Origin of the sequence: Paractinoplanes toevensis (assembly GCF_018332695.1) — a bacterium.
GTDB classification, from domain to species: Bacteria; Actinomycetota; Actinomycetes; order Mycobacteriales; family Micromonosporaceae; genus Actinoplanes; species Actinoplanes toevensis.
Map to the genome: position 1 here is coordinate 89,674 of NZ_BOQN01000095.1, position 23,996 is coordinate 113,669.

Genomic DNA, 23,996 nt, shown 5'->3' on the forward strand with positions numbered 1-23,996 from the left:
ACGGCAAGATCGTGGTTAGCATGCGCGACGATGACGACCACCGGTCCCTCTCCGGAAGTACGGCCTGACGGCGTGCTGCCCCGCCGCGTTCTGGCCGGTTATTCGCTGGGTTCGCTGGTCACGGGCGCCTTCGGCACCGTGCCGGGTTTGCTTCTTCTGCCCTATCTGACCGATACGTTAGGTGTCGCGGCGGGTGTGGCGGGTCTGCTGGTGCTGCTCCCGAAGGCGTGGGACGTCCTGGTCAACCCGGTCGCCGGCCGCATCTCCGACCGCCGTGGTGACCGGCGAGCTTTCCTGCTCGTCGCCGGCCTGCTGCTCGCCGTGCTCTTCGCGGCGATCTTCGCCGGCCCGTTCGGCAGCGGCGCCGGTGCGGGCGCCTATGTGGCGATCTCCTTTCTCGCGGCCGCCACGGCGTACGCGTTCTTCCAGGTGCCCTACGTCGCGATGCCGGCCGAACTTACCGATGGCTACGACGAGCGCACCCGTTTGATGACCTGGCGCGTCGCCGTCCTGGCGCTCGCCATCCTGGTCTCCGGGGCGCTGGCCCCGCTCGTGGTCGACCAGACCGGCGGTGGCCTCGCCGGGCACCGGTGGTCCGGCGTCTTCGTGGGCGTGCTCATCGTCGTGGGCACGCTCGGCGTCTACTTCGGCACGCGGTCGGCCGAGACCCGCTCGGCCGGCGAGTCCGAGCCCGATCTGCGCAGCCAGTTGCGCATCGCCGCGGCCAACCGGCCGTTCCGCGCGCTGCTGCTGTGCTGGATCGTCCAGGCCGTCGGCGTCGGCACGATGCTGGCCGGAGTGCAGTACTTCGCCGACCACATCGTGCGGTCCGGCTCCGGCGCGACCTTCCTCTTCGCCGCCTTCGTCGGCCCGGCGCTGCTGGTCATGCCGGTGTGGAGCCGGGTGGGCGCCCGTTTCGGCAAGCCACGGTCGCTGGTCGCCGCCTCGCTGCTCTTCGCGGTCGGCGCGCTCATCCTGCTCGCCGCCCCGGCCCTGCCCCCGGTCGCCGTCTATCTCGTGGTCGCCCTGATCGGCTGCGGTTACGCCGGGCAGCAGGTCTTCTCGCTGTCGATGCTCCCGGACTGCATCGCCTACGACACCGCACGGACCGGCCGACGGCAGGCCGGGGTCTTCACCGGCCTGTGGACCGCGGGGGAGACGCTCGGGCTGGCCCTCGGGCCCGGGCTCTACGCCTTGATTCTCCAGCTCTTCGGTTATGTCTCGTCGTCCACCGGCGAGGCCGCCACCCAGGACGGCACCGCGCGGCTCGGTGTGCTGCTCGGTTTCACCGTGGTTCCGGCCGTGCTGGTCGGCGCCGCCATCCTGCTGTTGGGCGCCTACCGCGATGTCGAGCGGACCCGGGTCGACTAGCGTCATCGCATGTTCGAAGCGCTGCCCGAGCAGGGCGTCCCCGGTGAGCAGGTCCTCGGCGAGTTGCGTGAGCTCCGCCGGGCCGACCTGCCCACCCACGGCGGCCGCCTCTTCGCCTACGTCTACGACCCCGCCCTCGACGGTCTCGACGAGCTGGCCCAGGCCGCCTACGCGATCTCCGCGCACGTCAACGGCCTCGACCCGACCGCGTTCCCGTCCCTGCTGGCGATGGAAAATGCGCTGGTCGGCGCGGCGGCCGGGCTGCTCGGCGGCGACGAGGAGACGGTCGGCAGCGTCACCAGCGGCGGCACCGAGTCGCTGATCCTCGTGGTCAAGGCGGCCCGCGACAGCCGCCCCGAGCTCGCCACCCCGCGCCTGGTGATCCCGTCCACCGCGCACGCCGCCTTCGCCAAGGCGGCGCACTACCTCCGGGTGGCGCTCGACGTGGTGCCGGTCGGCCCCGATCTGCGCGCCGACCCCGAGGCCATGGCCGCCGCGATCACCGTCGACACGGTGCTGGTGGCCGCGTCCGCCCCGTCCTACGCGCACGGTGTCGTCGACCCGATCCCACGGCTGGCCGCGATCGCGGCCGAGCGCGGGGTGCGCTTCCACGTGGACGCCTGCTTCGGCGGCTGGGTGCTGCCCTATCTGCAGCGTCTCGGTGCCGGCCTGCCGCCGTTCGACCTGTCCGTCCCGGGCGTCACCAGCATCTCGGTCGACCTGCACAAATACGCCTACGCCCCGAAGGGCGTCTCGATCCTGCTGCACCGCACCGAGGAGCTCCGCCTCCCGCAGTACTTCGCGTTCGCCGGCTGGCCCGGCTACACGATGATCAACCCGATCGTCTCGTCCACCCGCTCCGGCGGCCCGATCGCCGCGGCCGTGGCCACCCTGCGCCACATCGGCGACGCGGGCTACCTCGACCTGGCCCGCCACACCCGGGAAGCGGTGTCGGCCCTGGCCGCGGCGGTCACCGAGACCGACGGCGTCCGCCTCTTCGCCCCGCCCGAGACCAGCGTCGTGTGCCTGGCCACCGACCCGGCAGTCGACATCTTCGTGCTGGCCGACGAGCTCGCCGCCCGGGGCTGGCACACGCAGCCGCAGATGTCGTTCGGCGACCTGCCCGCCACCATCCACCTCACCGTGACCGCCGCCGTCGCCCCGACGGCGAAGGAGTTCGCCGCCGACCTGGCTGCCGCCGTCACCACGACCCGCGATCGAGGGCCCGCCCAGCTCCCGGGGCCGATGCTGGAGGCGGCCGCCTCGCTCACCCCCGAGATGATCACGCCGCAGCTGGTGGCCGGCCTGGCCGACGGGCTCGGCCTGGGCGGCGGCGACTTCACCCGGATGGCCGCGGTCAACTCCCTGCTCGACGCTGTCCCGCCGGCCCTGCGCGAGGCGCTGCTGACCGGCTTCCTGAGCCTGCTGCAGCGTCCCGGCAGGTCCACGGAGTAGGTTGACGACGTGGCCGGTCTGCCAGGAGTGCTCGGGGAGCCCATCCGGTTCGTTCTGAACTGGGGGAGGCGCTATTCGCTCTGGGTGTTCAACTTCGGGCTGGCGTGCTGCGCGATCGAGTTCATCGCGTCCAGCATGAGCCGGCACGACTTCATGCGCCTCGGCGTGATCCCGTTCGCGCACGGCCCCCGCCAGGCCGACCTCATGGTCGTCTCCGGCACGGTCACCGACAAGATGGCCCCGGCCATCAAGCGGCTGTACGACCAGATGCCCGAGCCGAAATACGTGATCTCCTTCGGCAGCTGCTCCAACTGCGGTGGCCCCTACTGGGATTCCTATTCGGTGACCAAGGGCGTCGACCAGTTGATCCCGGTCGACGTCTACGTTCCCGGCTGCCCGCCCCGGCCCGAGGCGCTGCTGCACGGCATCCTGCGCCTGCAGGAGAAGATCGCCGCCGAGCAGTCCGGTCCGGGTGGCGTGCCGCGGCCCGACCCGATCACCCGGCCTCGCGACGCTTCCTCTCTGACTGCCCCGATGGTCACTCCGCCGATGGTCACCGCCGACTAGTCTGCGCATCATGAGTGCGCGCGCGGATTTCATCATCGACGTTCTGGCCAGGGAGTTCGGCGAGCTGATGGCGCTCGACCCGACCGCCTTCCGGCGGAAGTTCCGAAAGATGGCGGCCTCGCCGTTCGCCTTCTACCGGGGCAGCGCCTCACTCTTCTACGCCGACCAGACGAGCGCGTTCGCCGATGATCGTTTCCTCGACGAGCAGACCAGCCGGGTCTGGATCCACGGCGACCTGCACGCGGAGAACTTCGGCACCTACATGAACTCGTCGGGCGTCCTGGTCTTCAACGTCAACGACTTCGACGAGGCCTACGTGGGGCCGTTCTCCTGGGACCTCAAGCGCTTCGCGGCCAGCCTCGCACTGATCGGCTATCAGAAGGCGCTGTCCGACGACAACATCACCGCGCTGGTCAAGGCGTTCGCCCAGTCCTACCTGATCGAGCTGCGGGCGATCGCGACCGGCGGCGACGACGCGATCGGCTCGATCACCCTGGAGACGGCCGACGGTGTGCTGCGCCGGGTGCTGCAGGAGGCGCGCCTCAACACCCGGGTCGACCTGCTGGCCGGCCAGACCACGATCGACGACTACGAGCGCCGGTTCTCGCTGGGCGACGGCGTGTTCGAGGTCGACGAGGTGACCGTGTCCCTGGTCCAGGCCGCCTTCGACGACTACCTGGGCACGCTGCCCGAGAAATCCCGGCCGCTGGCCACCAACATCAAGGACATCAAGCTGCGCAAGGGCGTGGGCATCGGCTCGGCCGGCCTGCCGTCCTACAACCTGCTGCTCGAGGGCCACACCCAGGCCCTGGAGAACGACGTGATCATCTACATGAAGCAGGCTCAGGTGCCGGCGGTGGCCCGCTGGATCGACGACGAGCGGGTCAAGTCGTACTTCAAGCACCAGGGCCACCGCACCGCCGAGTCGCAGCACGCCCTCCAGGCGCACGCCGACCCTTGGGTCGGCTACACCACGCTCAACGGCGTCGGCCAGCTGGTCGCCGAGGTTTCCCCCTACGCGGCCGACCTCGACTGGGCCGACGTGAACGAGCCCGACGAGCTGCTCGGCGTCATCACCGACCTGGGCCGGGCGGTCGCCCGCATGCACTCGGTGGCCGACGACGAATCCACCCACGACCTGGTCGACTTCTCCACCGAGGAGTCGATCGTGGCAGCCGTCGACAAGGACGAGAAGGGCTTCGTCGACCACCTCGTCGACTTCGCCCACCGCTACGGCGACCAGGCCCGCGAGGACCACCAGGACTTCGTCGACGTCTTCCGTAACGGACGGCTGCCGGGCCTCTGATCCAAAAAACATAGGATGACGCCATGACGCCCGAAGAGGTCGGCGAACGCCTGGTCGCCCTGATGGAGGACACCACACCGGAGACCCCCGACAAGGGAAACGCGACCGCGTCCGTCTCCGGCGGCGGTCCCGGCCACGATCGGGCCGTCGTCGACGTGCCGGTCGCCCGCTGGTGGGAGGCGGTCGGCACGGCGAAGCACAACGGCGTGCTGGGCTGCGACTTCTTCGACTGGCTGTCCGCGGTCGACGAGCTGGACGACGGCTTCTCGGTCCTCTGCCACCTGTATTCGACCCGCCGCAAGCACTCGCTGCTGCTGCGCACCCGCATCTCCCGGGAAGACCCGGTGGTCGAGTCGGTGGTCGAGCTGTTCCCGGGCGCCGCCTGGCACGAGCGGGAGACGTTCGAGATGTTCGGCATCACGTTCGCCCGGCACCCCGACCTGAAGCCGCTGCTGCTCCCGCCTGGTTTCGAGGGCCATCCGCTGCGCAAGGAGTTCGTGCTGGCGGCCCGAGTGGCCAAGGCCTGGCCGGGTGCGAAGGAGCCGGGCGAGTCCGAGGCCGGCACGACCAAGCGCGCCCCGATGCGCCCGCCGGGCGTGCCCGATCCCGCCGAGTGGGGACCGAACGCCCGATGATGCCGCTCTGGCTCGATCTCACCATCCGCGTGGTCGCCGTCGTGGTCGGCTTCCTCACCCTGCCGCTCATCGTCGGCCAGGCCGAACACAAGGTCATGGCACACATGCAGGGCCGCCTCGGTCCGATGTATGCGGGCGGTTACCACGGCTGGGCCCAGCTGGTCGCCGACGGCGTGAAGTTCGTCCAGAAAGAGGACATCGCCCCGCGCGACGCCGACCGCCGGGTCTTTCGGCTGGCGCCGCTCGTCGCGCTGTTTCCATACCTCTTGGTGTTGCTGGCCATCCCGCTCGGCCCGAACGGCCTCGTCGCCCAGCCGTTGGACGTGGGTCTGTTCTTCGTCCTCGCCGTTCTCGGCGTGGGCGTGCTCGCGGTGCTGATGTCGGCATGGGCCAGCGCCAACAAATACAGCCTGCTCGGCGGCCTGCGCGGCGCGGCCCAGCTGCTCGGTTACGAGCTGCCCCTGGTGCTGGCGGCGGCGAGCGTGGCGATGGCGGCCGGCACCCTGAGCCTGCCCGGCATCGTCGAGGCATGGAAGCCCTGGTGGCTGCTCTGGCAGGCGCCCGCCGCGATGATCTTCTTCATCGCCGGCTTGGCCGAGATCCGCCGCCCACCGTTCGACATGCCGATCGCCGACTCCGAGCTGGTCTTCGGCTACATGACCGAATACACCGGCTTGCGGTTCGCGTTCTTCCTGCTGGCGGAATACGTGGGCATCGTGGTGATCGCGGCCCTGACCACGGTCCTGTTCCTGGGCGGCTGGCACGGCCCGGCCGCCGACCACCTGGGCTGGCTGTGGACCTTGGTCAAGGTCTTCGCGGTGTCCTTCGTGATCATCTGGTTCCGCGTCACCTACCCCCGCCTGCGCGAGGACCAACTGCAACGCCTCTGCTGGCTGATCCTGGTGCCGCTGGCCCTGGCCCAACTGGTCCTGACCGCCGCCGTGAAGATCGCGATGTGATCAGAGGAAACGGGGCTTGATCTGCGCGATCGGCACCTTGATCGGCCAAGGTTCCGCCGTGTCGATCTCGACGTCGAAGGTCCCGAACGGGCGATAGATCTCGCTCTCCGGATCAATCTTGTAGGTGTGCAGCTCGCGGTGCACGCCGTCTTCCGGCATGGCGTCAAGATCGTCAACAGTCCAGCCGTCTGCGGGCGGTAGGTAGTCGCTCATCGCAGCCGTCATCTTTGGGGCCTCCAACAGTCGGGCACGGATTCACCGTTCCGGAAGATCCGATGGGGGTGTGCTCGCGTCCGGACGGTCGACGAGGCAGGATGTGCGTTTGTGACTGATGACGGGGAGCGGGGCGCGCCCGGTAAAGGGCTGGTGCAAGGGCTTGCCGTCACGCTCAAGACGATGACCAAGCCGTCGACGACCCAGCAGTACCCGGACGTCGAGCCCGAGCTTCCGCCGCGCAGCCGGGGCGTGATCGCGCTGCTCGAGGAGAACTGCACGGTCTGCATGCTGTGCGCCCGCGAGTGCCCCGACTGGTGCATCTACATCGACTCGCACAAGGAAGAGGTCGTCGTCCCGGGCGCCGCGCGGGCCCGGCAGCGCAACGTGCTCGACCGCTTCGACATCGACTTCTCGCTCTGCATGTACTGCGGCATCTGCATCGAGGTCTGCCCGTTCGACGCGCTGCACTGGACCCCCGAGTTCGAGTACGCGGAGACCGACGTGCTCGATCTTCTGCACGACAAGAACCGGCTGGGGGAGTGGATGCGCACGGTGCCTCCGCCGCCGGCCCACGACGTGCTCGGCGAACCCTCCAAGGAGGAGGCGACGGCGGCGCGGAAGGCTGCGGGCCCGGGGGCGGCAACGGCCGCGAAAGCAGATGTACGCCGAGCAACTCCCACAACCGCAGATCGCCCGCCCCGGGAAGCTCGATCCAAGCCCGAACCACCGGAGCAACCGCAGTGACCGTGGCGGATGCTCTCATGCTGGCTCTCGGGTTGATCGCGGTCGGCTCCGGGGCGCTCGTGGTAACCAGCAGTCATCTGGTCCGGGCCGGTTTCTACCTGGTGGTGAGCCTGGGCGCGATCGCCGGCCTCTATCTCGTGCTGGGTGCCGAGATGGTCGCGTGGGTGCAGGTTCTGGTCTACGTCGGCGCCGTGGTCGTGCTGCTGCTGTTCGCGGTGATGCTGACCCGCGCACCGATCGGCCCGTCCCGCGACCTGGACCGCCCGATCGCCCCGGCCGCGATCATCGGCGCCGGTGTCGGTTTCGGACTGACCGCCCTGCTGGCCGACGCGTTCCGCTGGACCGAGTTCGAGCTGCCCCCGCCGGGCAACGCCGAACGGGTCGGCGAGCAGGTCTTCGGTGCCTGGGTGCTGCCGTTCGAGGTGCTGTCGATCCTGCTGCTGGCCGCCCTGGTCGGCGCGATCGTGCTGTCCCGCCCCGACCTGGGCGCCCGCCCCGACCCCTCGGCCCCGCCGCCCGAGCCACCGCACGACCCGACCGACGAGTCGGCCGAGGTGGTCGCCCGGCTGGAGCGGATCGCCACCCGGCAGGCCGCCGCCCAGGCCCGGGTCCGGCAGGCGCGGGCCGACGCACTGGCGGCCGAGGCGGCAGCCGCCGCGGCGGAGGCGGCGGAAGCGGAACCCGAGCCGGTCGACCCGCTCAAGCAGCGGGCCGCCGACCTGATCTTCGGCGCGCACGACGCCCGGCCGAAGATCGGCGAGCCGGGCGAGGCCGAGATCCTCGACTCCCGGATCATTCCGGGTGAGAGCGTGATCGAGAGGGACGAGCCGATCGAACCCCGGCGCGCGATCGAGGGCGAGCGCCCCACCACCGGCCGGCGCTCGATCGAGGGCAACGTCATCGAGGGCGATCTGGTGGAGGAGAAGAGGCCGCAGCCCGAGAGGGAGAAGCTCGAGGGTCGCCCGGAGCGCCCGGCCCTCCCGGCCGGCGACGACAAGGAGGAGCAGTGATGCACGCGGTCATCCCGTACGTCATCGCCTCTCTGCTTTTCGCCCTCGGCGTCTACGGCGTGCTGCGCCGGCGCAACGCGATCCTGGTCCTGATGGCGGTCGAGCTGATGCTCAACGCGGTCAACCTGATCCTGGTGGCCGCCGACGCGACGGTCCGCTCGGTGCTGAACGGGGTGACCCCGGAGGCGTGGGCCTACCCGGTGCCGGAACCGCGGTCCGGCGCGATCTTCGCGTTGTTCATCATCGTGCTGGCCGCCGCCGAGGTGGGCGTCGGCCTGGCGATCGTCCTGCAGTACTACCGCCTGCACCGGGCGGTCGTGATCGACGAGGTGGTGCTGGACGAGCACGACCACGAGAAGCAGGTGACCGGGTGAGCGCCGCGACGTACGGTGCGCTGATCCCCGGCGTACCCCTGCTGTTCGGCCTGGTGGGTTTGGTTCTCAAGCCCGGAGAGCACGGTCCGCGACGACTGGCCGCCACGATCGGCATCGCCGGCGCGTTCGTCTCACTCGTCGTGACCCTGCTGCTGTTGCTGTTCGCGACCAAGCCGCTCATCGCAGGAACCCAGTGGACCCGCATCGGCGACATCGAGGTGACCCTAGGCTTCGAGGCCGGCCTCGCGGCGCTCTACATCGCCCTGGCCGTCACCGTGGTCGCCCTGTTCGTGCAGATCTACTCGGTGGACTACCTGCACGACGATCCCCGCTACGCGCCGTACGCCGCACAGATCAGTCTGTTCACCGGCGCGATGCTGCTTGTCGTCACGTCCGGTGACCTGGTCGGCATGCTGGTCGGCTGGGAGGTGATGGGCGCCTGCTCCTACCTGCTGATCGGCCACGATCGGCGGCTCCCCGAGGCACCCGCCGCCGCGGTGAAGGCGTTCCTGGTCACCCGGGTCGGCGACGTCGGCTTCCTGCTCGGCATCGCGCTGCTAGCGGTCGACGCCGGCACCACCCGGATCGGCGCGGTTCTGACCCACGACTACGGCCACGGCACGCTGACCGCCGCCCTGCTGCTGATCCTGGCCGGGGTGGCCGGCAAGAGCGCCCAGTTCCCGCTGCACACCTGGCTGCCCGATGCGATGGCCGGCCCGACCCCGATCTCGGCGCTCATCCACGCGGCGACGATGGTGGCGGCCGGCGTCTACGTGGTCTTCCGGATGTACCCGCTCTACGAGCAGTCCCCGGCCGCGCTGGCCGTGCTCGGTGTCGCCGCCGCGATCACCATCCTGCTCGGGGCGCTGAGTGCGACCGCGCAGGACGACATGAAACGGGTACTGGCCTGGTCGACGGTGAGCCAGATCGGCTACATGACCGGCGCGCTGGCCGTCGGCTCACCCGCCGCGGCCCTGTTCCACCTGCTCACCCACGCCGCGTTCAAAGCCCTGCTGTTCCTCGCGGCCGGTGCGGTGATCCACGCGGTCGGCACCAACTACCTGTCCCGGATGGGTGGCCTGCGCGAGCACATGCCGATCACCTTCTGGTCGTTCGTGGTCGGACTGGGCGCGCTGGCCGGGGTGCCGCCGCTGGCCGGTTTCTGGTCCAAGGAAAACGTGCTGACCGCGGCCGCGCACGCCACCGATGGCGGCGGTCCGGCTCCGGTCTGGGTGGCCTGGCTGGTCTGGGTGGCCGCGCTGTTCGCCGTGGCGATCACCGCCTGGTACGCCACCCGGCTGCTGCTCTGCGCGTTCTTCGGCATCTCCCGAGCGCACGGCCCGGACGGCCCGGACTGGGAGATCGGCTTCGACGACGCCCGGTACACCCCGCCGCACACGCCGCACGACCCGCCCGGCCACATGCGCTGGCCGATCATTCTGCTGGCGATCCCGGCCGCCCTGCTCGGCCTGGCCGCGTACGCCCCCGGCTTCCGCACCGCCCTCGAGCTGGCGGACCCGCACCTGGGCGTGGCCGTGCTGCTGCCGCTCGTGCTGCTGGTCCTCGGCGCCGGGACGGCCTGGTACCTGTGGCGGGCGGTCCCCGGCGTCGACCCGGCGGCCGTGCTCGGCCCGGTCCGGCCGTTCTTCGCGGCCGGCTTCCGCCTCGACGACGTGCAGGACCGTCTGGTGGTTCGCCCGGTGCGGCAGCTGGCCCGGCTGGCCAGGGCCACCGACGAGCGGGTCGTCGACGCCACCGTCGAGGGCACCGGCACCGGCACGACCTGGTTGGGTGAGCTGGTCGCCGACATGCACCGGATCGCCCTGCCGTGGGCCGCGCTCATCGTCTTCGCGGGCGCTCTCCTGCTGACCGTCTGGTTCGGAGCCGCCTCGTGAACGACGTCTACCAGGTGATGCTGGTCGCGGCGGTGGCGCTGCCGGCCGCCGGCGCGGCGCTGCTGTCGGTGCTGCCGATTCGGTTCGCCGGCCCGACGGCGACCGGGTTCGCTGCGGCGGCGCTGATCCCGATCATCGTGCTGCCCTTCGGTCACGATCGCGGCTGGGCGACCTATGCGGCGGACCCGCCGACTGTCAGCCCGTGGGCCGAGCTGGACCTGTCCTGGGTTCCGGCCCTGCACCTCCACTTTCACCTCGGCGTCGACGGCGTGTCCTACCCGCTGGTCGCGCTGACCGGACTACTGACGCTGCTGTGCTGCGCGTACACGATGTGGCGGCCTCCGGCGGGCGGCTCACCGCGTACCCTCCTGGGTCTGCTCTTGATCTTGGAAGCCGGCATCCTCGGCACCTTCCTCTCCCTCGATCTGATCCTGTTCTTCCTGTTCTTCGAGGTAACCCTGCTGCCGATGTACGCGGTGATCGCCGGCTGGGGTGGCGAGGACCGGCGCCGCGCGGCCCGCAAGTTCGTGCTCTACACGCTCTTCGGCTCGGTGCTCCTGCTGATCGGGGTGCTCACCGTGGCCGTGCACGCCGGCACCGCCGACATCGTTGCCCTCACCGGCGGCATCGGGCTGTCCAAGGGCACCCAGTACGCGGCCTTCGCGCTGTTCGCCGTGGCGTTCGCGGTGAAGGCGCCGCTGTGGCCGCTGCACAGCTGGCTGCCGGACGCGCACACCCAGGCCCCCACGGTCGGCTCGGTGATCCTGGCCGGGGTGCTGCTGAAGATGGGCACCTACGGCCTGATCCGGGTCGGCGTGGGCGTGACACCGCTCGGCGCGCGGTGGGCCGCGCCGCTGCTCGGCATCCTGGCCGTCGCCGCCATCCTGGCCGGCGCCCTGATCTGCCTGAAGCAGACCGAGCTGAAGCGGCTGATCGCCTACTCCAGCGTCGGCCACATGGGTTTCGTGCTGCTCGGCATCGCTACCCTCACCACCACCGGCATCCAGGCCGCCCTGCTCGGCAACGTGGCGCACGGCCTGATCACCGGCCTGCTGTTCTTCCTGGCCGGCGCGATCAAGGACCGGGCGCACACGGGCGACCTGGCCGACCTGGGCGGCCTGCGGGAGACCGCGCCCCGGCTGGCCGGCCTGCTCGGCTTCGCCGCGATCGCGTCACTCGGCCTGCCCGGTCTGGCCGGCTTCTGGGGTGAGGCGTTCGCCGTGGTCGCGGCGGTGGAGCGGGGCGGCGTTCTGTGGACGATCCTGGCCGTGCTGGCCGCGATCGGTGGTGCGCTGACCGCCGCGTACTTCCTGCGGTTGCTGCGGAAGGTGACGCACGGACCGGTGGGCACACCGGTTTCGCCGGCGATCGCCGGCGTGGAGTGGTTCGCGTGGGCGCCGCTGGTGGCGCTCACCCTCGCCGTGGGTCTGGTGCCCACGCTGGTGCTGGCCGCGACGTCGCTGCCGGTGGAGGCGTTGATCCGATGACCATCGACCAGGTGACGCTGCTGCCGCTGTACGCGGCCTCCGGCACCGCCGTCCTCGTGCTGCTGATGGACCTGCTGTTCGCGCGCCGAACTGCCACGGTCGTTGCTTTTGCTGCCGGCGGGATTGCTACCGCCGCGAGCGCGATCGTCGTGGGAGTGCGGCCGGCGACGTTCTGCGCCGGGGCCGAATGCTCCTGGGTGCCGACGCCGCTCGCGGTGACCATGGCCGTGATGTTCGCCGCGCTCACCGTCGGTGTGCTGGCCCTGTCGTCGCCGTCGCTGAAGATCGGCGCCGCACCGGCCGGCGAGTTCTGCTTCCTGCTGGCCGCCTCGATGACCGGCGGCGTCGTGATCGGTTACGCCGGCGACCTGATCACCCTGATCGTCGGTCTGGAAACGCTGACCCTGCCGCTGTACATCCTGGTCGGCCTGCGCCGGTTCGCCCCCGGCGAGAAGGTCAGCACCGCGGGCGCCTCCGCGTCCATCACGTTCTTCCTGATCAGCGTGGTCTCCACGGCGATCGCGCTGCTCGGCGCGGCCCTCAACTACGCGGCCACCGGCGCGATCCACCTCAATCACCTGGTCGCCGGGATCGGCCCGCTCGGCCCGGTAGCGCAGACCGGCGCCGCCCTCCTGGTGATCGGCTTCGCCTTCAAGGTCGCGGCCGTGCCGCTGCACGCCTGGGCCCCGCCGACGTACGAGGGCGCGCCGCTCCCGGTGGCCGCCTACCTGTCCACCGCCTCAAAGCTGGGCGGCGTGCTGGCCCTGGTGGCGATCGTGTCCCGGCTGGACGTGGCCCCGGTCGTCGCCGCGCTCGCGGTGCTCACCATGACCACCGGCAACCTGGTGGCGCTACGCCAGCAGCGGATGGTGCGGCTGCTGGCCTGGTCGTCGATCGCGCAGGCCGGCTACATCCTGGCCGCGCTCGCCCTCGGCGCCGAGGGGGTGCGGGCGGCGGCCGTCTACGCGGTGTTCTTCGTGCTGCTCGAATTCATCGCGTTCGGCGTCGTGGTGGCGTTGCGGCCACCCGCCTCGGACGGCGGTGACCTGCTCGCCTACCGCGGTGCCGGCCGCCGCCACCCGTGGCTCGGCGCCGCCTGGGTGCTGGCCATCGCCGGCCTGGCCGGACTGCCGCCGGGATTGGCCGGCCTGTTCGCCAAGGTCACCGTGGTGGACGCGCTGATCGACCAGGGCTGGGGCTGGCTGGCCGGGTTCGTGGCGCTGAACGCGGTGATCGGCCTTGCCTACTACGTGCGGGTCACCGCCAACCTCTACGTGACCCCGCCCCGGCCCGGCATCCAGGTCGTCGACCCGAACCTGCTGGAGGCGGCCACCCACCCGCGCCTGCCGGTGTCCCGCGCGGTGGCGGCCGCCCTGATCGTCGCGGCGATCACCGCGGTGGCGATCGGCTTCGCGCCGCAGCTGCTGTTCGACGCCCTCAGCTGACCCTGCGCCGCACGTCCTCGCGGAGATCCGCCGGCAGCCCTTCGGCGTCGAGCAGCCGGGCGAGCCGCGGCCGGTCGAGCATGTACACCTCGAACGCCTCGGCGATGCTGACGCTCTTCGAGGGCCGGTAGGTCACCGAGATCGAGTCACCCGCCTGCACGGACCCGGGCGTCACCACCCGCAGGTAGGCCCCGGTCCGGTTCTCCTTCGTGAACCGCTTGAGCCACTTCGGCTCCTCCATCCGAGCCTGGAACGTGGCGCACGGGATCCGCCCGAACGTGGTCTGCAACTCCAGCTCGTCGCCGACCCGCCACACCTCGCCGATCATCGCCCCGCACACGTCGAGCCCGATCGTGGTGAGGTTTTCCCCGAAGGCGCCACCGGCGAGCTGCCGCCCGAGCTCCTTCTCCCACCAGTCGTAGTCCTCCCGTGCGTACGCGTAAACCGCCTGGTCGTTCCCGCCGTGGTTCTTGATGTCGCCGATCGGGTCGCCGATCAGTCCACTGTGCAGCCCGGTGGTCTTCGGCCCGGGCGCCCGCACCTGCACCGGGTGCTCGACCGGCCGCTTGTCGATCCCGGTCATGGCGAGTTTCTTGGCCGGGTTGGCCCGCGGCACCCCGACATTCACCTGAAGAACTTTGCCGTCGCTCACGAGAACTCCACCACCACTCGATCTTCGATGGGTTTGTACCCCAGCCGCTGGTACAGCCCGTTGCTGGTCGGATTGGCCAGGTCGGTGACGAGCACGACGGCCTCGGCCCCCTGGTCGAGGGCGTCCCGGGTGACGACCGTGGTGGCCGAACCCGCATAACCACGCCCCCGGTGCTCCCGGGGCGTGTAGACCATCTGCACCCTGATCATGCCTGCCGAGAGCCGCGAGCGCAGTGCCATCGACACCGGGACACCGTCGACCTCCCACAGCACGATGCCGCCGTAGTCGAGCCGCTCGTCGACGACCTCGCCGAAGTCGCCGGAGTGCGTCTCATAGATCTCGTCGTGGAACTCGACGTGCCAGCGCTGCAGCAGCTCACGGTCGTTCGCGGTGGCGGCCCGAGAATGCCCGGCCGACGCGACAAACGGCAGGAGAGTGTCCAAAAGGTACAGCCGAGTCCGCATCTTCACGGCCGCGCCGGCGCCGGTCTGTTCCCGCCACCCGGCCACGAACTCATCGACCGCCTCGGCCGGGAGATTGGCGCCACTCAGCGAGCGGCCGGCGAGCGCCGGCACGGCCGCGGACACGGCCGCGGCGGGCAACGCACTGAAGTTCATCGGGTACGGCGGTGTCTGCAGCAGCACGCCATCGACCGCACCGGAGCCGGCCCGCCAGACCCCGAAAACCGGATCCCCCGACCCGTACGCATGAAGCCCTCGCCGCCGCAACGTGTCGATCAGCGTGAGAAAGACGGTGTGCTGAACCGGCCGAGACCGCAAGAATTCCCCCGCGTCCGCGACGAAGTCGTCAAGGTCCGCGGTCAGCTCCCAGGACATCCCCCGATCCTGGCCGCCCCGCGAATGGAACGCACCCCGATTATCGAGCGTGCGGCCGCGGCCACCCGGGCTCAGGCGAGCAGCAGGACCGTCTCCTCGATGTCGGCGAGCCTTCCCACGGCGTACGAAACTTCGGTCCTGATCGGGGCGAAGCCTGCCTTTTGCAGCACCTGCAGGGAGCCGGCGTTGTCGCTCGCGGCCCGGGCGTGCAGGGGCCGGGTCTTGACCAGGTCCAGGAACAGCGCCAGTGCCTGGGTGGCGATGCCCTGACCCCACCGGGAGCGGTCGATCCAGTAGGTGATCTCGGTGTCGCCGTGCATCACGAAGCAGGCGATGCTGCCGACGATCTCGCCGTCCTCGGTGATCACCCGGTTGGTGACCTCGGGGTTGTCGCGAATGCGGGCCAGGTGGGCCTCGAAGGCCGCTCGGTCGTCGGGGTCGTCGGAGGTGAAGGCGGCCATCCGGACGGCCTCGGGGTCGCGCATCATCTGGAACAGGGGCTCGACGTCGGCGTCGGTTACCGGGCGCAGGGCGATCACGGGCATGCGGCGGACGGTAGCAAGGGTTCAGCGAACTCACAGCACGGGGCGGATGAAATCGCAGGTGAGGCGCGTTTACGAGAGTACGCACTCAGCAAGGAGTTTCAGTTGTCCAGCCATCACAACGGTCTCAAGACGGCCGCCCTGCTCGGTCTTCTCAGCGGGCTGATCCTGGCGATCGGCTACTGGGTCGGTGGCAGCGGAGGTCTGGTGTTCGCCGTGCTCATCTCGGTGGGGATGAACGCGTTCAGCTACTTCTACTCGGACAAGCTCGCGCTTCGGTCGATGCGGGCCCGGCCGGTGAGCGAGGCCGAGTTCCCCGCGCTCTACCAGATGGTGCGGGAGCTTTCGGCCACCGCCGACCAGCCGATGCCGCGCCTCTACGTCTCGCCCTCGATGCAGCCCAACGCGTTCGCGACCGGGCGTAACCCGCAGCACGCGGCGGTCGCCGTCACGGTGGGGATCACCCAGTTGCTCGACCGGCGGGAGCTTCGGGCCGTGATCGGGCACGAGCTGTCGCACGTCTACAACCGGGACATCCTGATCTCGAGCGTGGCGGGCGCGCTGGCCGGCATCATCACGATGTTCGCCCAGCTGGCGATCTTCCTGCCGCTGGGTGGCTCGGACGACGACGACGGCCCGAACCCGGCTTCGCTGCTGCTCATGCTGATCCTGGGGCCGCTGGCGGCCTCGGTCATCCAGCTGGCGATCAGCCGTAACCGGGAATTCCAGGCGGACGCCTCCGGCGCCGCGCTGACCGGCGATCCGCTCGCGCTGGCGAGTGCCCTCGAGAAGATTCAGTACGGGGCACAGCGGTTGCCGCTTCCGGCTGACGGTCAGCTCGCCAGCGCCGCGCACCTGATGATCGCCAACCCGTTCCGGGGCGGCGGCATCTCGGCCCTGTTCTCCACCCACCCGCCGATGGAGCAGCGCATCGCCCGGCTGCGTCAGCAGGCCGGTGCCATCCAGTACCGCTGACCTTCGACAACGAAGGGGCCGTCCCGATCGGGGCGGCCCCTTCGCCGTGTGTTCCGCGACACCGGCCCTTCGTTTCCGGCATGTTTCCCCGTTAGGGTCTATGGGCGGGTTTGCTCATTACATCGGGGAGGCGAGCACGGTGACCGCGTTGCGTCAGTACCTTGGCGTCTGGCGGCTACCCGGCGGCCGGATCCTGCTCAGCGTCGGCATTCTCGCCCGCCTCGGCATCGGCATGACCCCGCTCGCTCTGCTGCTGCTCGTGCAGCAGACGACCGGCAGCTACTCGGCGGCCGGCCTCACCGCCGGGGTCTACGCGATCGCCGGTGCCGCCGTCAGCCCGATCGCGGGACGGCTCGCCGACCGGATCGGGCCGGCCCCGATCCTGCTGGCCACCGCGGTGCTGCACCCGCTGGCCCTGATCGGGCTGGTGCTGGCGACCTCGCTCCCGTGGATCTTCGTGGCCGCGGCGGTCGCGGGGGCCACCTATCCACCGCTGACCGCGGCGATCCGGCGCGGCTGGAACAACATGACCGCGGCCGGCTCCGGCCGGCATCATCTGCGCGGTGCCGCCCTCGCCGCCGAGACCTCCCTGTTCGAGCTGGTGTTCGTGCTCGGGCCGCTGCTGGTGTCGGCGCTCGTGGTGATCACGCATCGGCCGGCCACCGCGCTGCTCGCGGCCGCGATCGCCACCTTCGTGGGCACCGCCTGGATCTCCCGCCTGCCGGTCATGCGGCGCCGGCAGCGGAACGAGTCGGACCACGCGGCCAAAGGGCTGGGCCCGCTGACGGCGGGCGGGTTCCCCGCCCTGATGATCTGCGTGGTGGCGCTGGGTACGGCGTTCGGCGCGGCCGGAGTCATCGTTCCGGCGTACGCCGGACACCACGGCGGCGGTGACGGGCTCAGCGGCGTACTCCTCGGCATCTGGGGTGTCGGCAGCGCGATCGGCGGCATCTGGTTCGGCACCCGGCGACCGGCGATGGCACTGGCCCGGCAGTTCGCTTGGCTGCTCGGGGCGGTCGCGGTCAGCTTCCTGATCCTGACCGTGATGCCGAGCCCGCTCTATCTGGGTATGGCGCTGGTGCTGGGCGGGGTGACCATCGCGCCGGCCCTGACCGTCGGCAACACGCTGGTCGGGCGCCTGGCGCCGGCCGCGATGCTGAACGAGGCGTACACCTGGACGGTGACCGTCTCGGTCGGCGGCAGCGCCGCCGGCGGCGCGATCGCCGGTGCAATCGTGGACCGGCCGGGCGGGTTGCCGTGGGCGTTCGTCTTCGCCGGCGGTGTGCTGCTCGTCGCGGCGTTGGTCGCGGCGGTGCCGAGTGGCTCGATCGCCCGCGCCGACCGGCGGGCGGAGGAGCGTCTCCGGCAACAGCTCACCACCGAGCCGGCATAGCCGGCGCCAAGATCGGCAGCCCTCGACGTGATGTCGGGGGCTTTTTCGTGCGCACCCCCTTGCTTTTATACCCCCCAGGGGTATGTTGGCCGCATGGAATCGCGGGAGCTCACCAAGGCGGCCATCTCGGCCACCCTCCACTGCCTTACCGGCTGCGCCATCGGGGAGATCCTCGGCATGGTGATCAGCACGGCACTCGGCTGGCACAACGCCGGCAACATCGCGCTGTCGATCGTGCTGGCCTTCTTCTTCGGCTACACGCTGGCCATCCGGCCGGTGCTCGCGGCCGGCGTCGGCTTCCGGCGGGCGATCGGCGTCGCGCTGGCCGCCGACACCGTCTCCATCGCCGTCATGGAGCTGGTCGACAACGCGGGCCTGCTCGTCATCCCCGGCGCGATGGACGCCGGCCTCGCCGACCTGCTCTTCTGGGGCAGCCTGGTGGCCTCGCTGGCGATCGCATTCGTGGTGACCGTTCCGGTCAATCGATGGATGATCGCCCGCGGGAAGGGCCACGCGGTCGCGCATCAGTACCATCACGCGCAGGAGCATCAGCACCATCACTGAGCGCCGTGCGAAGGAGCGTCCGATGGGGAAAGAGGTCCGCACCGAGATCGAGACGCTCCGCGCGGCCGACGCCGATCGGCAGAAGGTCGCCGACCAGCTGAAGACGGCCCTGGACGAGGGGCGGCTGTCGCTCCACGAGTACGACGACCGGGTGCGGGAGGCGTACGCCGCAAAGACGTACAAGGAATTGCTCGTCCTCGTCGCGGACCTGCCGCGGCCCGGCCTGAGCGCGACCGACGTCGCCGCCCGCCGCCGGGCGGAGAAGCGCCGCGAGGCGCGCCGGATGCCGACCGCCCTGCTGGTGCTCTGGACCATCTGGGCCGCCCTGACGGTGGTCAACCTGGTGGTGTTCGGGCTGGTGACGGCGACCGTGGACGATCCGATCTACCCCTGGCCGGTCTGGATGCTGGTGCCCGGGGCGGCGCTCGGCGCGGTCAGCGTCGGGGTGCAGGCGATCCGCAGCCAGCGGTACTGAAGCCCAGGTCACACCGGCTCCGATCGGGGGCCGCGTTAGTGTCACAGACATGACGCGTGTCCCGCTTTCCGTGCTCGATCTGGCCACCGTCCGTGCGGGGCACACCAGCGCCGACGCACTCCGCGGCACCCTCGACATCGCCCGCACCGCCGACGAGTGGGGCTACCACCGGTTCTGGGTGGCGGAGCACCACAACATGCCGGCCGTGGCGTCGACCGCGCCGCCGGTGCTGATCGCCTCGGTGGCCGCGCAGACCCGGCGGATCAAGGTGGGTTCCGGCGGCGTGATGCTGCCGAACCACATGCCGTTCGTGGTGGCCGAGCAGTTCGCGATCCTGGAGGCACTGCACCCGGGCCGCATCGACCTGGGCATCGGCCGCGCACCCGGCACCGACCAGGCGACCGCGGCGGCGCTGCGCGGCGTTTCCCCCTATCTCACCGTCGAGCAGTTCCCGGAGCACCTGCAGACGCTGATGGCACTGCTGGGCGACGACCGGATCGACACCGGGACGGCCGCCCGGCTGACCGCCACGCCCGCCGCGGAGAGTTACCCCGAGGTGTGGATGCTGGGCTCTTCGACCTACGGGGCTCAGGTCGCGGCCGCACTCGGGCTGCCCTTCTGCTACGCCTACCACTTCGCGATGAGCTCCGATGTGGAGTCGGCGCTGCACCTCTACCGATCAGGCTTCAAGCCGTCCCCGCAACACCCCGAGCCACACGTCATGGTCAGCGCCTCGGTGATCGCCGCCGAAACGACCGAGGAGGCCCGCTACCTGGCCGGCCCCAGCCGCATCATGGCCCTGAGCCTGCGAACCGGCCGCCTTGGCCCGATCATCTCGCCCGAGGAGGCCGCGACGGTCGAGTTGTCCGACCTGGACCGCGCGATGCTCGACTCACTGCCCGGCACGCAGTACGCAGGCACCGCCGAGGAGGTCGTCGCCAACCTCGACGAGTTGGTCGACCGAACCGGCGCCAACGAGCTGATCCTCGCCGGAACGGTCTACGACCCGGCGACCCGACAGGATTCGCTCGCCCGGATAGCAAAGGTCTGGGGTCTTTAGTCCCAGGTTGCCGGTCGATCGGGAAAAGGCCCGATATGTGGCGGGATCGGCGGAGGGTTCAAGAGCTCAGCCAAGGTCCCTAGATGACCGGGATTCGCAAGCCTTCTTTGGGTCGAGCGGCTGGAGTGATCATGAGTGGCCCGCTGATGGCCGACGGAGACGGATAGACCAACGTGCTTGACCTGTACCGCTAGCTTTGGCGCATGTTTGGCGGCAACTACGCGCCTCTGCTGATCAGCGCGTCTGCGCTCGCCATCTCCATCTATGGCGTGCTGGAACGGCACCGCGGCGCCAGGCGTAGCGAGTGGTTGCGCCTCACCGCCATCGTCGCCGACCTTGATGCCCTGTACTTCGAACAGCTGAAGACACCAGATGGTCTCGGTACGGGCGACTTCACCGACGCGATCAACAGCCGACGTGAGGTGTTGTCATTTCAAGCACTTGCTCTACTGCCGGGATTCGAGAAGAAGATCACCAGCTCGGAACTTCGGGTGCTCGCGTATGCCCTGAGCCGCGCCGGCTACCCATCCGAGGCGGAGCGCGCCTGGCTCCGAGCGATCCTCCGGGCGACTTCAGAAGGAGCAACACAGACCCTCTTCGCCCATCGCGGATACGCCTACTTCCTATTCGCCGCCGGGCGCTCGGACGACGCCAGGGCACAGATGCGGCTAGCCGTCAGCTCCGTAGATCAAGATGACAATTCCCTGGTCAAGGCGATCGAGACACTCAAGTTCTGGTCCACGGAAGAGGTTGACGGCGGCTCGGCGGGCGAGCTACTTGCCGAGGCACGTCGGCTTGCAGACCTGATCCAGATACCAAGGGTTCGCGCTCAGATGCACAAGGTCCTTGGTCCTGGTGTCGAAGGCGCTGGTCCACCGGACGAACACAACTAATGCAGCTCTGCCAGGGCTGGTAGAACAATGAAGCCGCGGTCCTGGGTCCCGTGCGGGACTCGGCGGGACTGACGAAGAAGGCCCCTCCCCGGCCGTTCGGCTGGCGAGGGGCCCATCTGTCCCTGTGGTGGCGGGTAGAGGATTCGAACCTCTGTAGCTTTCGCGACGGATTTACAGTCCGCGCCGTTCATAGTCTGTGAGCTGCTGAGATAGCCGATGACAGACGGTCGGTACCACGCATTTGCCGCAGTGGCCGCCGGCCGTTCAATGGCCCACGACCTCGGTGACCGGGTATGTCGAGACCAGCGCCTCTGGCCACGCCCTCACGAACGCACAGCAGTGCCCCATAGCGGGCGCATCAGCGTACGGGTCGAGCCCGGTGCTTCGAGGCGAGTGAAGTCGTTTCCACCCTTGCAGTACAGGCAGTCGACGCCGTAGGTATGTAGTAGTCGGATGTCAGGTTCGACCGGCCGGGCGGGCAGCAGGGCAGTAAGTCGATGAACAGCGAAGGTTGGATTGAGGGCATAGTCGAGTAACTGGCCCAGAGCTTCGCGGAGATAGCGATGCTCGGCGCCGCGCTTCGCCTCGATGATGTCGCCATCCTCGCTCAGGTATAGGTCGGTGAACCCAACCGCGGACTTGAGTCGCTGATCCTCGGAAGCGCCAAGGCTCTCCCGATAGCGGGCCACGAGCCTAGTCTCGGGAGCTCCGGAGGTCCACCTTTGGTAAGCATCACGTCATCGGTCCCGGTCAAGGCAGCTTTGTGGTTGTATGCGTGAAGCTCGCTAGAGCGAGCGCGATCGCGGGCGCTAAGGCCCTGGCCGTCGGCCGCTGCCGCCTGTTCAGTTCCCTTGGCGGGAGATTTCGGCGAGTCCGGCACCCGCTCGTCGGGGGTTCGGTGTTCCCACTCGGCGGCCAGAACGACCAAGGTGGCCTGCCTGCTCAGGATGGCCTCTCTACGCGACTCGTGAGCTAGCTAGCCTAAATGCCGATGTAGTACTACGGTTGGCCGATCTCGCTCCACTCAATCGAATGTATTCGATTGATTGCGGGCGATCACGTAGTGGGCGGAGACCGGCAAAACATGAGAATATCGGCTTTTCGATCAATTCCGGCTCTCCGCTTATATGCCCTGCGGAAACAATCCATAGCACAATCATCGCGGGACTGTTAACCTGTCGATCTCGACCCGGCGTTGGGGCCGACCGGAAGAGGGGCAGGTACGAAGATGCCACGTATCAACATCGACACCGAGGCCGTCACGAGCGCTTCGGGTAATGTGCAGGAAACGTTCCAGCAGCTCGAGCAGGCTTTGTCTGCACTGAACAGTCGTATCCTGTCCCTCGAGAGCGAATATCAGGGCCCGGACGGCGAGGCCTTGCAGGGCCTGTTCGCGCGATACCGTACGCAGGCTCAGGACCTCAACAACACCCTCGAGAGCATCGGCCAAGCCATGAATGTCGCCGCCACCAACCACGCCGAGGCCAGCGCGACGAGCCAGCGAATGTTCCAGCAGTGAAGGTAGAAGTCGACACGGCGAAGGTCGAGCAGCTGGCCGGCGACTTCACCGAGTTGTCGCGCAGTGCGGCCGAGCTCGCCCGGGTCTTCCGCGCGGACGCCGAGTGTTTCGCTTCCCAGGATGTCTTCGGAAGCGGTGCCCTAGTCGGCAGTTACACGTCGACCTATCAGCAGGCGCTCGGCGCTGTCAACCAGGTCACCGAGTCGTTCGACGCGATCGGGAAGAAATTGTCGGTCGTTGCCGCTAACTATGCGGCCGCTTCCGAGGCGTCGACGCCGAAAAGCGCATCGTGAGCGCGTATGGGCCTGACCGATGTCATCGAGAAGCACCTTCCCGGATATCCGCACGGCAAGCCCGGCGAGATCCGGGACGCGGCCGCGTCCTTCCGCAACCTCGCCACTGGAATCGGTAATCTCGCGGATCGGGGTCAATCGTCCGTGTCTACCCAGACCGAGGGCTGGGACGATCCGGTAAAGACCGCTTTTATCGATGAGTGGAACAACTTCCGGTCCGGTTTGAACGACGTTTCCGGCCAGATCCGGGAAGTCGCTGACCGCCTCGACTCTCTCGCCGACGACCTGGCGAACGCGCAGCACAAATACAACTCCGCGCTGGTCGCCGTCGGGGTGACTGCCGCCGTCGGCATCGGGCTGACGGTCATCACCTTCGGCGTGTCCGACGAGGTCGCCGGCGCGGCGGTCGCGGCGGAGGTCGCCACAGTGGCAGCGGCCGTTGAGGAGACGGTGGGAGTTGGGGCGGCGCTGCTGTCCAGCGCTGGCGCCATGATCGGCCAGATTTCGACCCGTCTCGTCATCTTCTTTACGGCTGACGTGGCGGCGCAGAGCGTCGCCGACACGATCGTCTACCCCGACCACAACCCTGTCTCGCACATCGACCTCGAGACCGCCGGGATCACCGCAGCCTCGATGGTCGCCCTCGGCGGGGCTGCCGGCCTCTTCGGCAAGATCGGAGCGACGGGCACGGCGCCGAATCTCGCGGCCCGCGTCGGCGGCGTCGGCCTGACGTCCGCCGGCCTCGACGCGGCCACCCAGCAACTGACCAACCACAAAATCAACATGGCCGAGGTGGGCTTCGCTGGCCTGACCGGCGCCGCCGGCGAGCGCCTCGCCGCCCGCAAGCTCTCCCCTTCGGGTCCGTCCACGTCGATCGAGTTGGAGCGGCCGCCAGCGGTCGCGGAACCGCCGGACATGATCAAGTCGGTGCAGCTTGACTCGCGCGGCCGTGTCATCCCCGAGGGAGTGGAACGGCTGCCCAGTGGGAAGCTGCCGGCGAACTTCGAGTACGCCGGAAAGGTCTACGACGGCGCAAGGTGGACGCCGGAACTGGCCCAGGAGTACCCCAAAGGGGTGCGCTTCACCGAAGACGGCTTCCCGGACTTCTCTCCGTATGCCACGCACACGGTTACCTTCGACCCGCACTTCGTCGGCAACCACAGCACCGACTTCACCGCGGCCAACCGCTTAGCGGGATTGGCGGAAACGCCCGAGGGCTACACCTGGCACCATACTCAGGACACCCGGACCATGCAGCTGATCCCCACCGATCTGCACGACGCGATTCGCCATGCGGGCGGCGTCGCCATAATGAAGGGTAGGAACTGAC

The 23,996-nt window shown here is 69.4% G+C and carries 25 protein-coding genes, 1 tRNA gene and 1 pseudogene; 21 read left to right on the top strand and 6 right to left on the bottom strand.

The window, feature by feature from the left end:
• Positions 1 to 30: 30 nt before the first annotated feature.
• The 6 genes from Ato02nite_RS36760 to nuoH are packed head-to-tail and all read left to right on the top strand — an operon-like array spanning position 31 to position 6,293.
• Positions 31 to 1,371, top strand: a complete 1,341-nt coding sequence (locus Ato02nite_RS36760; RefSeq protein WP_213011301.1) for an MFS transporter — start codon at positions 31 to 33, stop codon at positions 1,369 to 1,371.
• Between the two features lie 9 nt (positions 1,372 to 1,380).
• Positions 1,381 to 2,826, top strand: coding sequence for a pyridoxal phosphate-dependent decarboxylase family protein (locus Ato02nite_RS36765; protein ID WP_213011302.1), 1,446 nt, complete (start codon positions 1,381 to 1,383; stop codon positions 2,824 to 2,826).
• Positions 2,827 to 2,835: 9 nt separating this feature from the next.
• The gene (locus Ato02nite_RS36770) at positions 2,836 to 3,393 is read left to right on the top strand and encodes an NADH-quinone oxidoreductase subunit B (RefSeq protein WP_213011303.1); all 558 of its coding nucleotides are present in this window, start codon (positions 2,836 to 2,838) and stop codon (positions 3,391 to 3,393) included.
• A gap of 10 nt (positions 3,394 to 3,403) precedes the next feature.
• A complete protein-coding gene (locus Ato02nite_RS36775) occupies positions 3,404 to 4,699 on the top strand; it encodes a DUF2252 domain-containing protein (protein WP_213011304.1) in 1,296 nt (431 codons plus the stop codon).
• A gap of 23 nt (positions 4,700 to 4,722) precedes the next feature.
• A complete protein-coding gene (locus Ato02nite_RS36780; protein WP_213011305.1) occupies positions 4,723 to 5,334 on the top strand; it encodes an NADH-quinone oxidoreductase subunit C in 612 nt (203 codons plus the stop codon).
• Positions 5,334 to 6,293 carry an NADH-quinone oxidoreductase subunit NuoH gene (gene nuoH, locus Ato02nite_RS36785; RefSeq protein WP_213011338.1) on the top strand — a complete coding sequence of 320 codons (960 nt, stop codon included), beginning with the start codon at positions 5,334 to 5,336 and terminating at the stop codon, positions 6,291 to 6,293. Before Ato02nite_RS36780 ends, nuoH begins: the two co-directional genes overlap by 1 nt.
• Here the strand turns inward: nuoH and Ato02nite_RS36790 are convergent, their stop codons facing one another.
• On the bottom strand, positions 6,294 to 6,506 hold the full coding sequence (locus tag Ato02nite_RS36790; RefSeq protein WP_213011306.1) for a hypothetical protein: 213 nt from the start codon (positions 6,504 to 6,506) through the stop codon (positions 6,294 to 6,296). It abuts the gene before it with no gap.
• Positions 6,507 to 6,617: 111 nt separating this feature from the next.
• On the opposite strand from Ato02nite_RS36790, the gene Ato02nite_RS36795 reads away from it, so the two are divergent.
• The 6 genes and pseudogenes from Ato02nite_RS36795 to Ato02nite_RS36820 all read left to right on the top strand — a co-directional run bounded on the left by Ato02nite_RS36795 (position 6,618) and on the right by Ato02nite_RS36820 (position 13,464).
• On the top strand, positions 6,618 to 7,253 hold the full coding sequence (locus Ato02nite_RS36795) for a NuoI/complex I 23 kDa subunit family protein (protein ID WP_246607900.1): 636 nt from the start codon (positions 6,618 to 6,620) through the stop codon (positions 7,251 to 7,253).
• Positions 7,250 to 7,745 (top strand): annotated as a pseudogene (locus Ato02nite_RS36800) (NADH-quinone oxidoreductase subunit J family protein); the annotation flags it as partial. The gene Ato02nite_RS36795 and the pseudogene Ato02nite_RS36800, both read left to right, overlap by 4 nt.
• Before the next feature lie 517 nt (positions 7,746 to 8,262).
• The gene (gene nuoK / locus Ato02nite_RS36805; RefSeq protein ID WP_213011307.1) at positions 8,263 to 8,637 is read left to right on the top strand and encodes an NADH-quinone oxidoreductase subunit NuoK; all 375 of its coding nucleotides are present in this window, start codon (positions 8,263 to 8,265) and stop codon (positions 8,635 to 8,637) included.
• Entirely contained in the window at positions 8,634 to 10,532 is a 1,899-nt protein-coding gene (locus tag Ato02nite_RS36810; protein ID WP_213011308.1) for an NADH-quinone oxidoreductase subunit 5 family protein, read from the top strand. Before nuoK ends, Ato02nite_RS36810 begins: the two co-directional genes overlap by 4 nt.
• A gap of 17 nt (positions 10,533 to 10,549) precedes the next feature.
• On the top strand, positions 10,550 to 12,019 hold the full coding sequence (locus Ato02nite_RS36815) for a complex I subunit 4 family protein (protein WP_213011339.1): 1,470 nt from the start codon (positions 10,550 to 10,552) through the stop codon (positions 12,017 to 12,019).
• Positions 12,016 to 13,464, top strand: a complete 1,449-nt coding sequence (locus Ato02nite_RS36820) for an NADH-quinone oxidoreductase subunit N (RefSeq protein WP_213011309.1) — start codon at positions 12,016 to 12,018, stop codon at positions 13,462 to 13,464. Before Ato02nite_RS36815 ends, Ato02nite_RS36820 begins: the two co-directional genes overlap by 4 nt.
• Here Ato02nite_RS36820 and Ato02nite_RS36825 read toward each other — a convergent pair.
• The 3 genes from Ato02nite_RS36825 to Ato02nite_RS36835 form a co-directional block, all read right to left on the bottom strand.
• Positions 13,457 to 14,047 (bottom strand): MOSC domain-containing protein, encoded by a 591-nt coding sequence (locus Ato02nite_RS36825; RefSeq protein ID WP_213011340.1) that lies wholly within the window; start codon positions 14,045 to 14,047, stop codon positions 13,457 to 13,459. The two genes, Ato02nite_RS36820 and Ato02nite_RS36825, sit on opposite strands and share 8 nt — an antisense overlap.
• A gap of 65 nt (positions 14,048 to 14,112) precedes the next feature.
• The gene (locus Ato02nite_RS36830) at positions 14,113 to 14,952 is read right to left on the bottom strand and encodes a GNAT family N-acetyltransferase (RefSeq protein WP_213011310.1); all 840 of its coding nucleotides are present in this window, start codon (positions 14,950 to 14,952) and stop codon (positions 14,113 to 14,115) included.
• A gap of 71 nt (positions 14,953 to 15,023) precedes the next feature.
• Positions 15,024 to 15,497: a GNAT family N-acetyltransferase gene (locus tag Ato02nite_RS36835; protein ID WP_213011311.1), complete on the bottom strand. Its 474-nt coding sequence runs from the start codon at positions 15,495 to 15,497 to the stop codon at positions 15,024 to 15,026.
• A 102-nt stretch (positions 15,498 to 15,599) separates the two neighbouring features.
• Between Ato02nite_RS36835 and htpX the strand changes: the two genes are divergently transcribed.
• The 6 genes from htpX to Ato02nite_RS36865 all read left to right on the top strand — a co-directional run bounded on the left by htpX (position 15,600) and on the right by Ato02nite_RS36865 (position 20,854).
• Positions 15,600 to 16,469, top strand: coding sequence for a zinc metalloprotease HtpX (htpX, locus tag Ato02nite_RS36840; protein ID WP_213011312.1), 870 nt, complete (start codon positions 15,600 to 15,602; stop codon positions 16,467 to 16,469).
• A gap of 139 nt (positions 16,470 to 16,608) precedes the next feature.
• Entirely contained in the window at positions 16,609 to 17,862 is a 1,254-nt protein-coding gene (locus tag Ato02nite_RS36845; protein WP_213011313.1) for an MFS transporter, read from the top strand.
• A gap of 93 nt (positions 17,863 to 17,955) precedes the next feature.
• Positions 17,956 to 18,426 (top strand): DUF4396 domain-containing protein, encoded by a 471-nt coding sequence (locus Ato02nite_RS36850; protein WP_213011314.1) that lies wholly within the window; start codon positions 17,956 to 17,958, stop codon positions 18,424 to 18,426.
• Between the two features lie 22 nt (positions 18,427 to 18,448).
• Positions 18,449 to 18,901 carry a DUF1707 SHOCT-like domain-containing protein gene (locus Ato02nite_RS36855; RefSeq protein WP_213011315.1) on the top strand — a complete coding sequence of 151 codons (453 nt, stop codon included), beginning with the start codon at positions 18,449 to 18,451 and terminating at the stop codon, positions 18,899 to 18,901.
• A gap of 49 nt (positions 18,902 to 18,950) precedes the next feature.
• Entirely contained in the window at positions 18,951 to 19,961 is a 1,011-nt protein-coding gene (locus tag Ato02nite_RS36860) for an LLM class flavin-dependent oxidoreductase (protein ID WP_213011316.1), read from the top strand.
• A gap of 203 nt (positions 19,962 to 20,164) precedes the next feature.
• Positions 20,165 to 20,854: a hypothetical protein gene (locus tag Ato02nite_RS36865; RefSeq protein ID WP_213011317.1), complete on the top strand. Its 690-nt coding sequence runs from the start codon at positions 20,165 to 20,167 to the stop codon at positions 20,852 to 20,854.
• Between the two features lie 125 nt (positions 20,855 to 20,979).
• On the opposite strand, the gene Ato02nite_RS36870 is transcribed toward Ato02nite_RS36865, so the two are convergent.
• Both Ato02nite_RS36870 and Ato02nite_RS36875 read right to left on the bottom strand, forming a co-directional pair.
• Positions 20,980 to 21,112: transfer RNA gene (locus tag Ato02nite_RS36870), tRNA-Tyr, on the bottom strand.
• A 65-nt stretch (positions 21,113 to 21,177) separates the two neighbouring features.
• Positions 21,178 to 21,543: a hypothetical protein gene (locus Ato02nite_RS36875; protein WP_213011318.1), complete on the bottom strand. Its 366-nt coding sequence runs from the start codon at positions 21,541 to 21,543 to the stop codon at positions 21,178 to 21,180.
• A gap of 539 nt (positions 21,544 to 22,082) precedes the next feature.
• Between Ato02nite_RS36875 and Ato02nite_RS36880 the strand changes: the two genes are divergently transcribed.
• Genes Ato02nite_RS36880 through Ato02nite_RS36890 form a run of 3 tightly spaced genes read left to right on the top strand, consistent with a single transcriptional unit; the run spans position 22,083 to position 23,995 of the window.
• Positions 22,083 to 22,373 carry a WXG100 family type VII secretion target gene (locus Ato02nite_RS36880; RefSeq protein ID WP_213011319.1) on the top strand — a complete coding sequence of 97 codons (291 nt, stop codon included), beginning with the start codon at positions 22,083 to 22,085 and terminating at the stop codon, positions 22,371 to 22,373.
• On the top strand, positions 22,370 to 22,666 hold the full coding sequence (locus Ato02nite_RS36885; RefSeq protein ID WP_213011320.1) for a hypothetical protein: 297 nt from the start codon (positions 22,370 to 22,372) through the stop codon (positions 22,664 to 22,666). The genes Ato02nite_RS36880 and Ato02nite_RS36885 overlap by 4 nt, the downstream gene beginning before the upstream one ends.
• Before the next feature lie 6 nt (positions 22,667 to 22,672).
• Positions 22,673 to 23,995, top strand: coding sequence for an HNH endonuclease (locus tag Ato02nite_RS36890; protein ID WP_213011321.1), 1,323 nt, complete (start codon positions 22,673 to 22,675; stop codon positions 23,993 to 23,995).
• Position 23,996 lies beyond the last annotated feature (1 nt).

Excerpts from the sequence above, each read along its gene's own strand:
- Ato02nite_RS36760 (WP_213011301.1), top strand. The coding sequence starts at position 31 with ATGACGACCACCGGTCCCTCTCCGGAAGTACGGCCTGACGGCGTGCTG.
- Ato02nite_RS36765 (WP_213011302.1), top strand. The coding sequence starts at position 1,381 with ATGTTCGAAGCGCTGCCCGAGCAGGGCGTCCCCGGTGAGCAGGTCCTC.
- Ato02nite_RS36775 (WP_213011304.1), top strand. The coding sequence starts at position 3,404 with ATGAGTGCGCGCGCGGATTTCATCATCGACGTTCTGGCCAGGGAGTTC.
- Ato02nite_RS36780 (WP_213011305.1), top strand. The coding sequence starts at position 4,723 with ATGACGCCCGAAGAGGTCGGCGAACGCCTGGTCGCCCTGATGGAGGAC.
- nuoH (WP_213011338.1), top strand. The coding sequence starts at position 5,334 with ATGCCGCTCTGGCTCGATCTCACCATCCGCGTGGTCGCCGTCGTGGTC.
- Ato02nite_RS36790 (WP_213011306.1), bottom strand. The coding sequence starts at position 6,506 with ATGAGCGACTACCTACCGCCCGCAGACGGCTGGACTGTTGACGATCTT.
- nuoK (WP_213011307.1), top strand. The coding sequence starts at position 8,263 with ATGCACGCGGTCATCCCGTACGTCATCGCCTCTCTGCTTTTCGCCCTC.
- Ato02nite_RS36815 (WP_213011339.1), top strand. The coding sequence starts at position 10,550 with ATGCTGGTCGCGGCGGTGGCGCTGCCGGCCGCCGGCGCGGCGCTGCTG.
- Ato02nite_RS36820 (WP_213011309.1), top strand. The coding sequence starts at position 12,016 with ATGACCATCGACCAGGTGACGCTGCTGCCGCTGTACGCGGCCTCCGGC.
- Ato02nite_RS36825 (WP_213011340.1), bottom strand. The coding sequence starts at position 14,047 with ATGACCGGGATCGACAAGCGGCCGGTCGAGCACCCGGTGCAGGTGCGG.
- Ato02nite_RS36830 (WP_213011310.1), bottom strand. The coding sequence starts at position 14,952 with ATGTCCTGGGAGCTGACCGCGGACCTTGACGACTTCGTCGCGGACGCG.
- Ato02nite_RS36835 (WP_213011311.1), bottom strand. The coding sequence starts at position 15,497 with ATGCCCGTGATCGCCCTGCGCCCGGTAACCGACGCCGACGTCGAGCCC.
- Ato02nite_RS36850 (WP_213011314.1), top strand. The coding sequence starts at position 17,956 with ATGGAATCGCGGGAGCTCACCAAGGCGGCCATCTCGGCCACCCTCCAC.
- Ato02nite_RS36855 (WP_213011315.1), top strand. The coding sequence starts at position 18,449 with ATGGGGAAAGAGGTCCGCACCGAGATCGAGACGCTCCGCGCGGCCGAC.
- Ato02nite_RS36860 (WP_213011316.1), top strand. The coding sequence starts at position 18,951 with ATGACGCGTGTCCCGCTTTCCGTGCTCGATCTGGCCACCGTCCGTGCG.
- Ato02nite_RS36865 (WP_213011317.1), top strand. The coding sequence starts at position 20,165 with ATGTTTGGCGGCAACTACGCGCCTCTGCTGATCAGCGCGTCTGCGCTC.
- Ato02nite_RS36880 (WP_213011319.1), top strand. The coding sequence starts at position 22,083 with ATGCCACGTATCAACATCGACACCGAGGCCGTCACGAGCGCTTCGGGT.
- Ato02nite_RS36890 (WP_213011321.1), top strand. The coding sequence starts at position 22,673 with ATGGGCCTGACCGATGTCATCGAGAAGCACCTTCCCGGATATCCGCAC.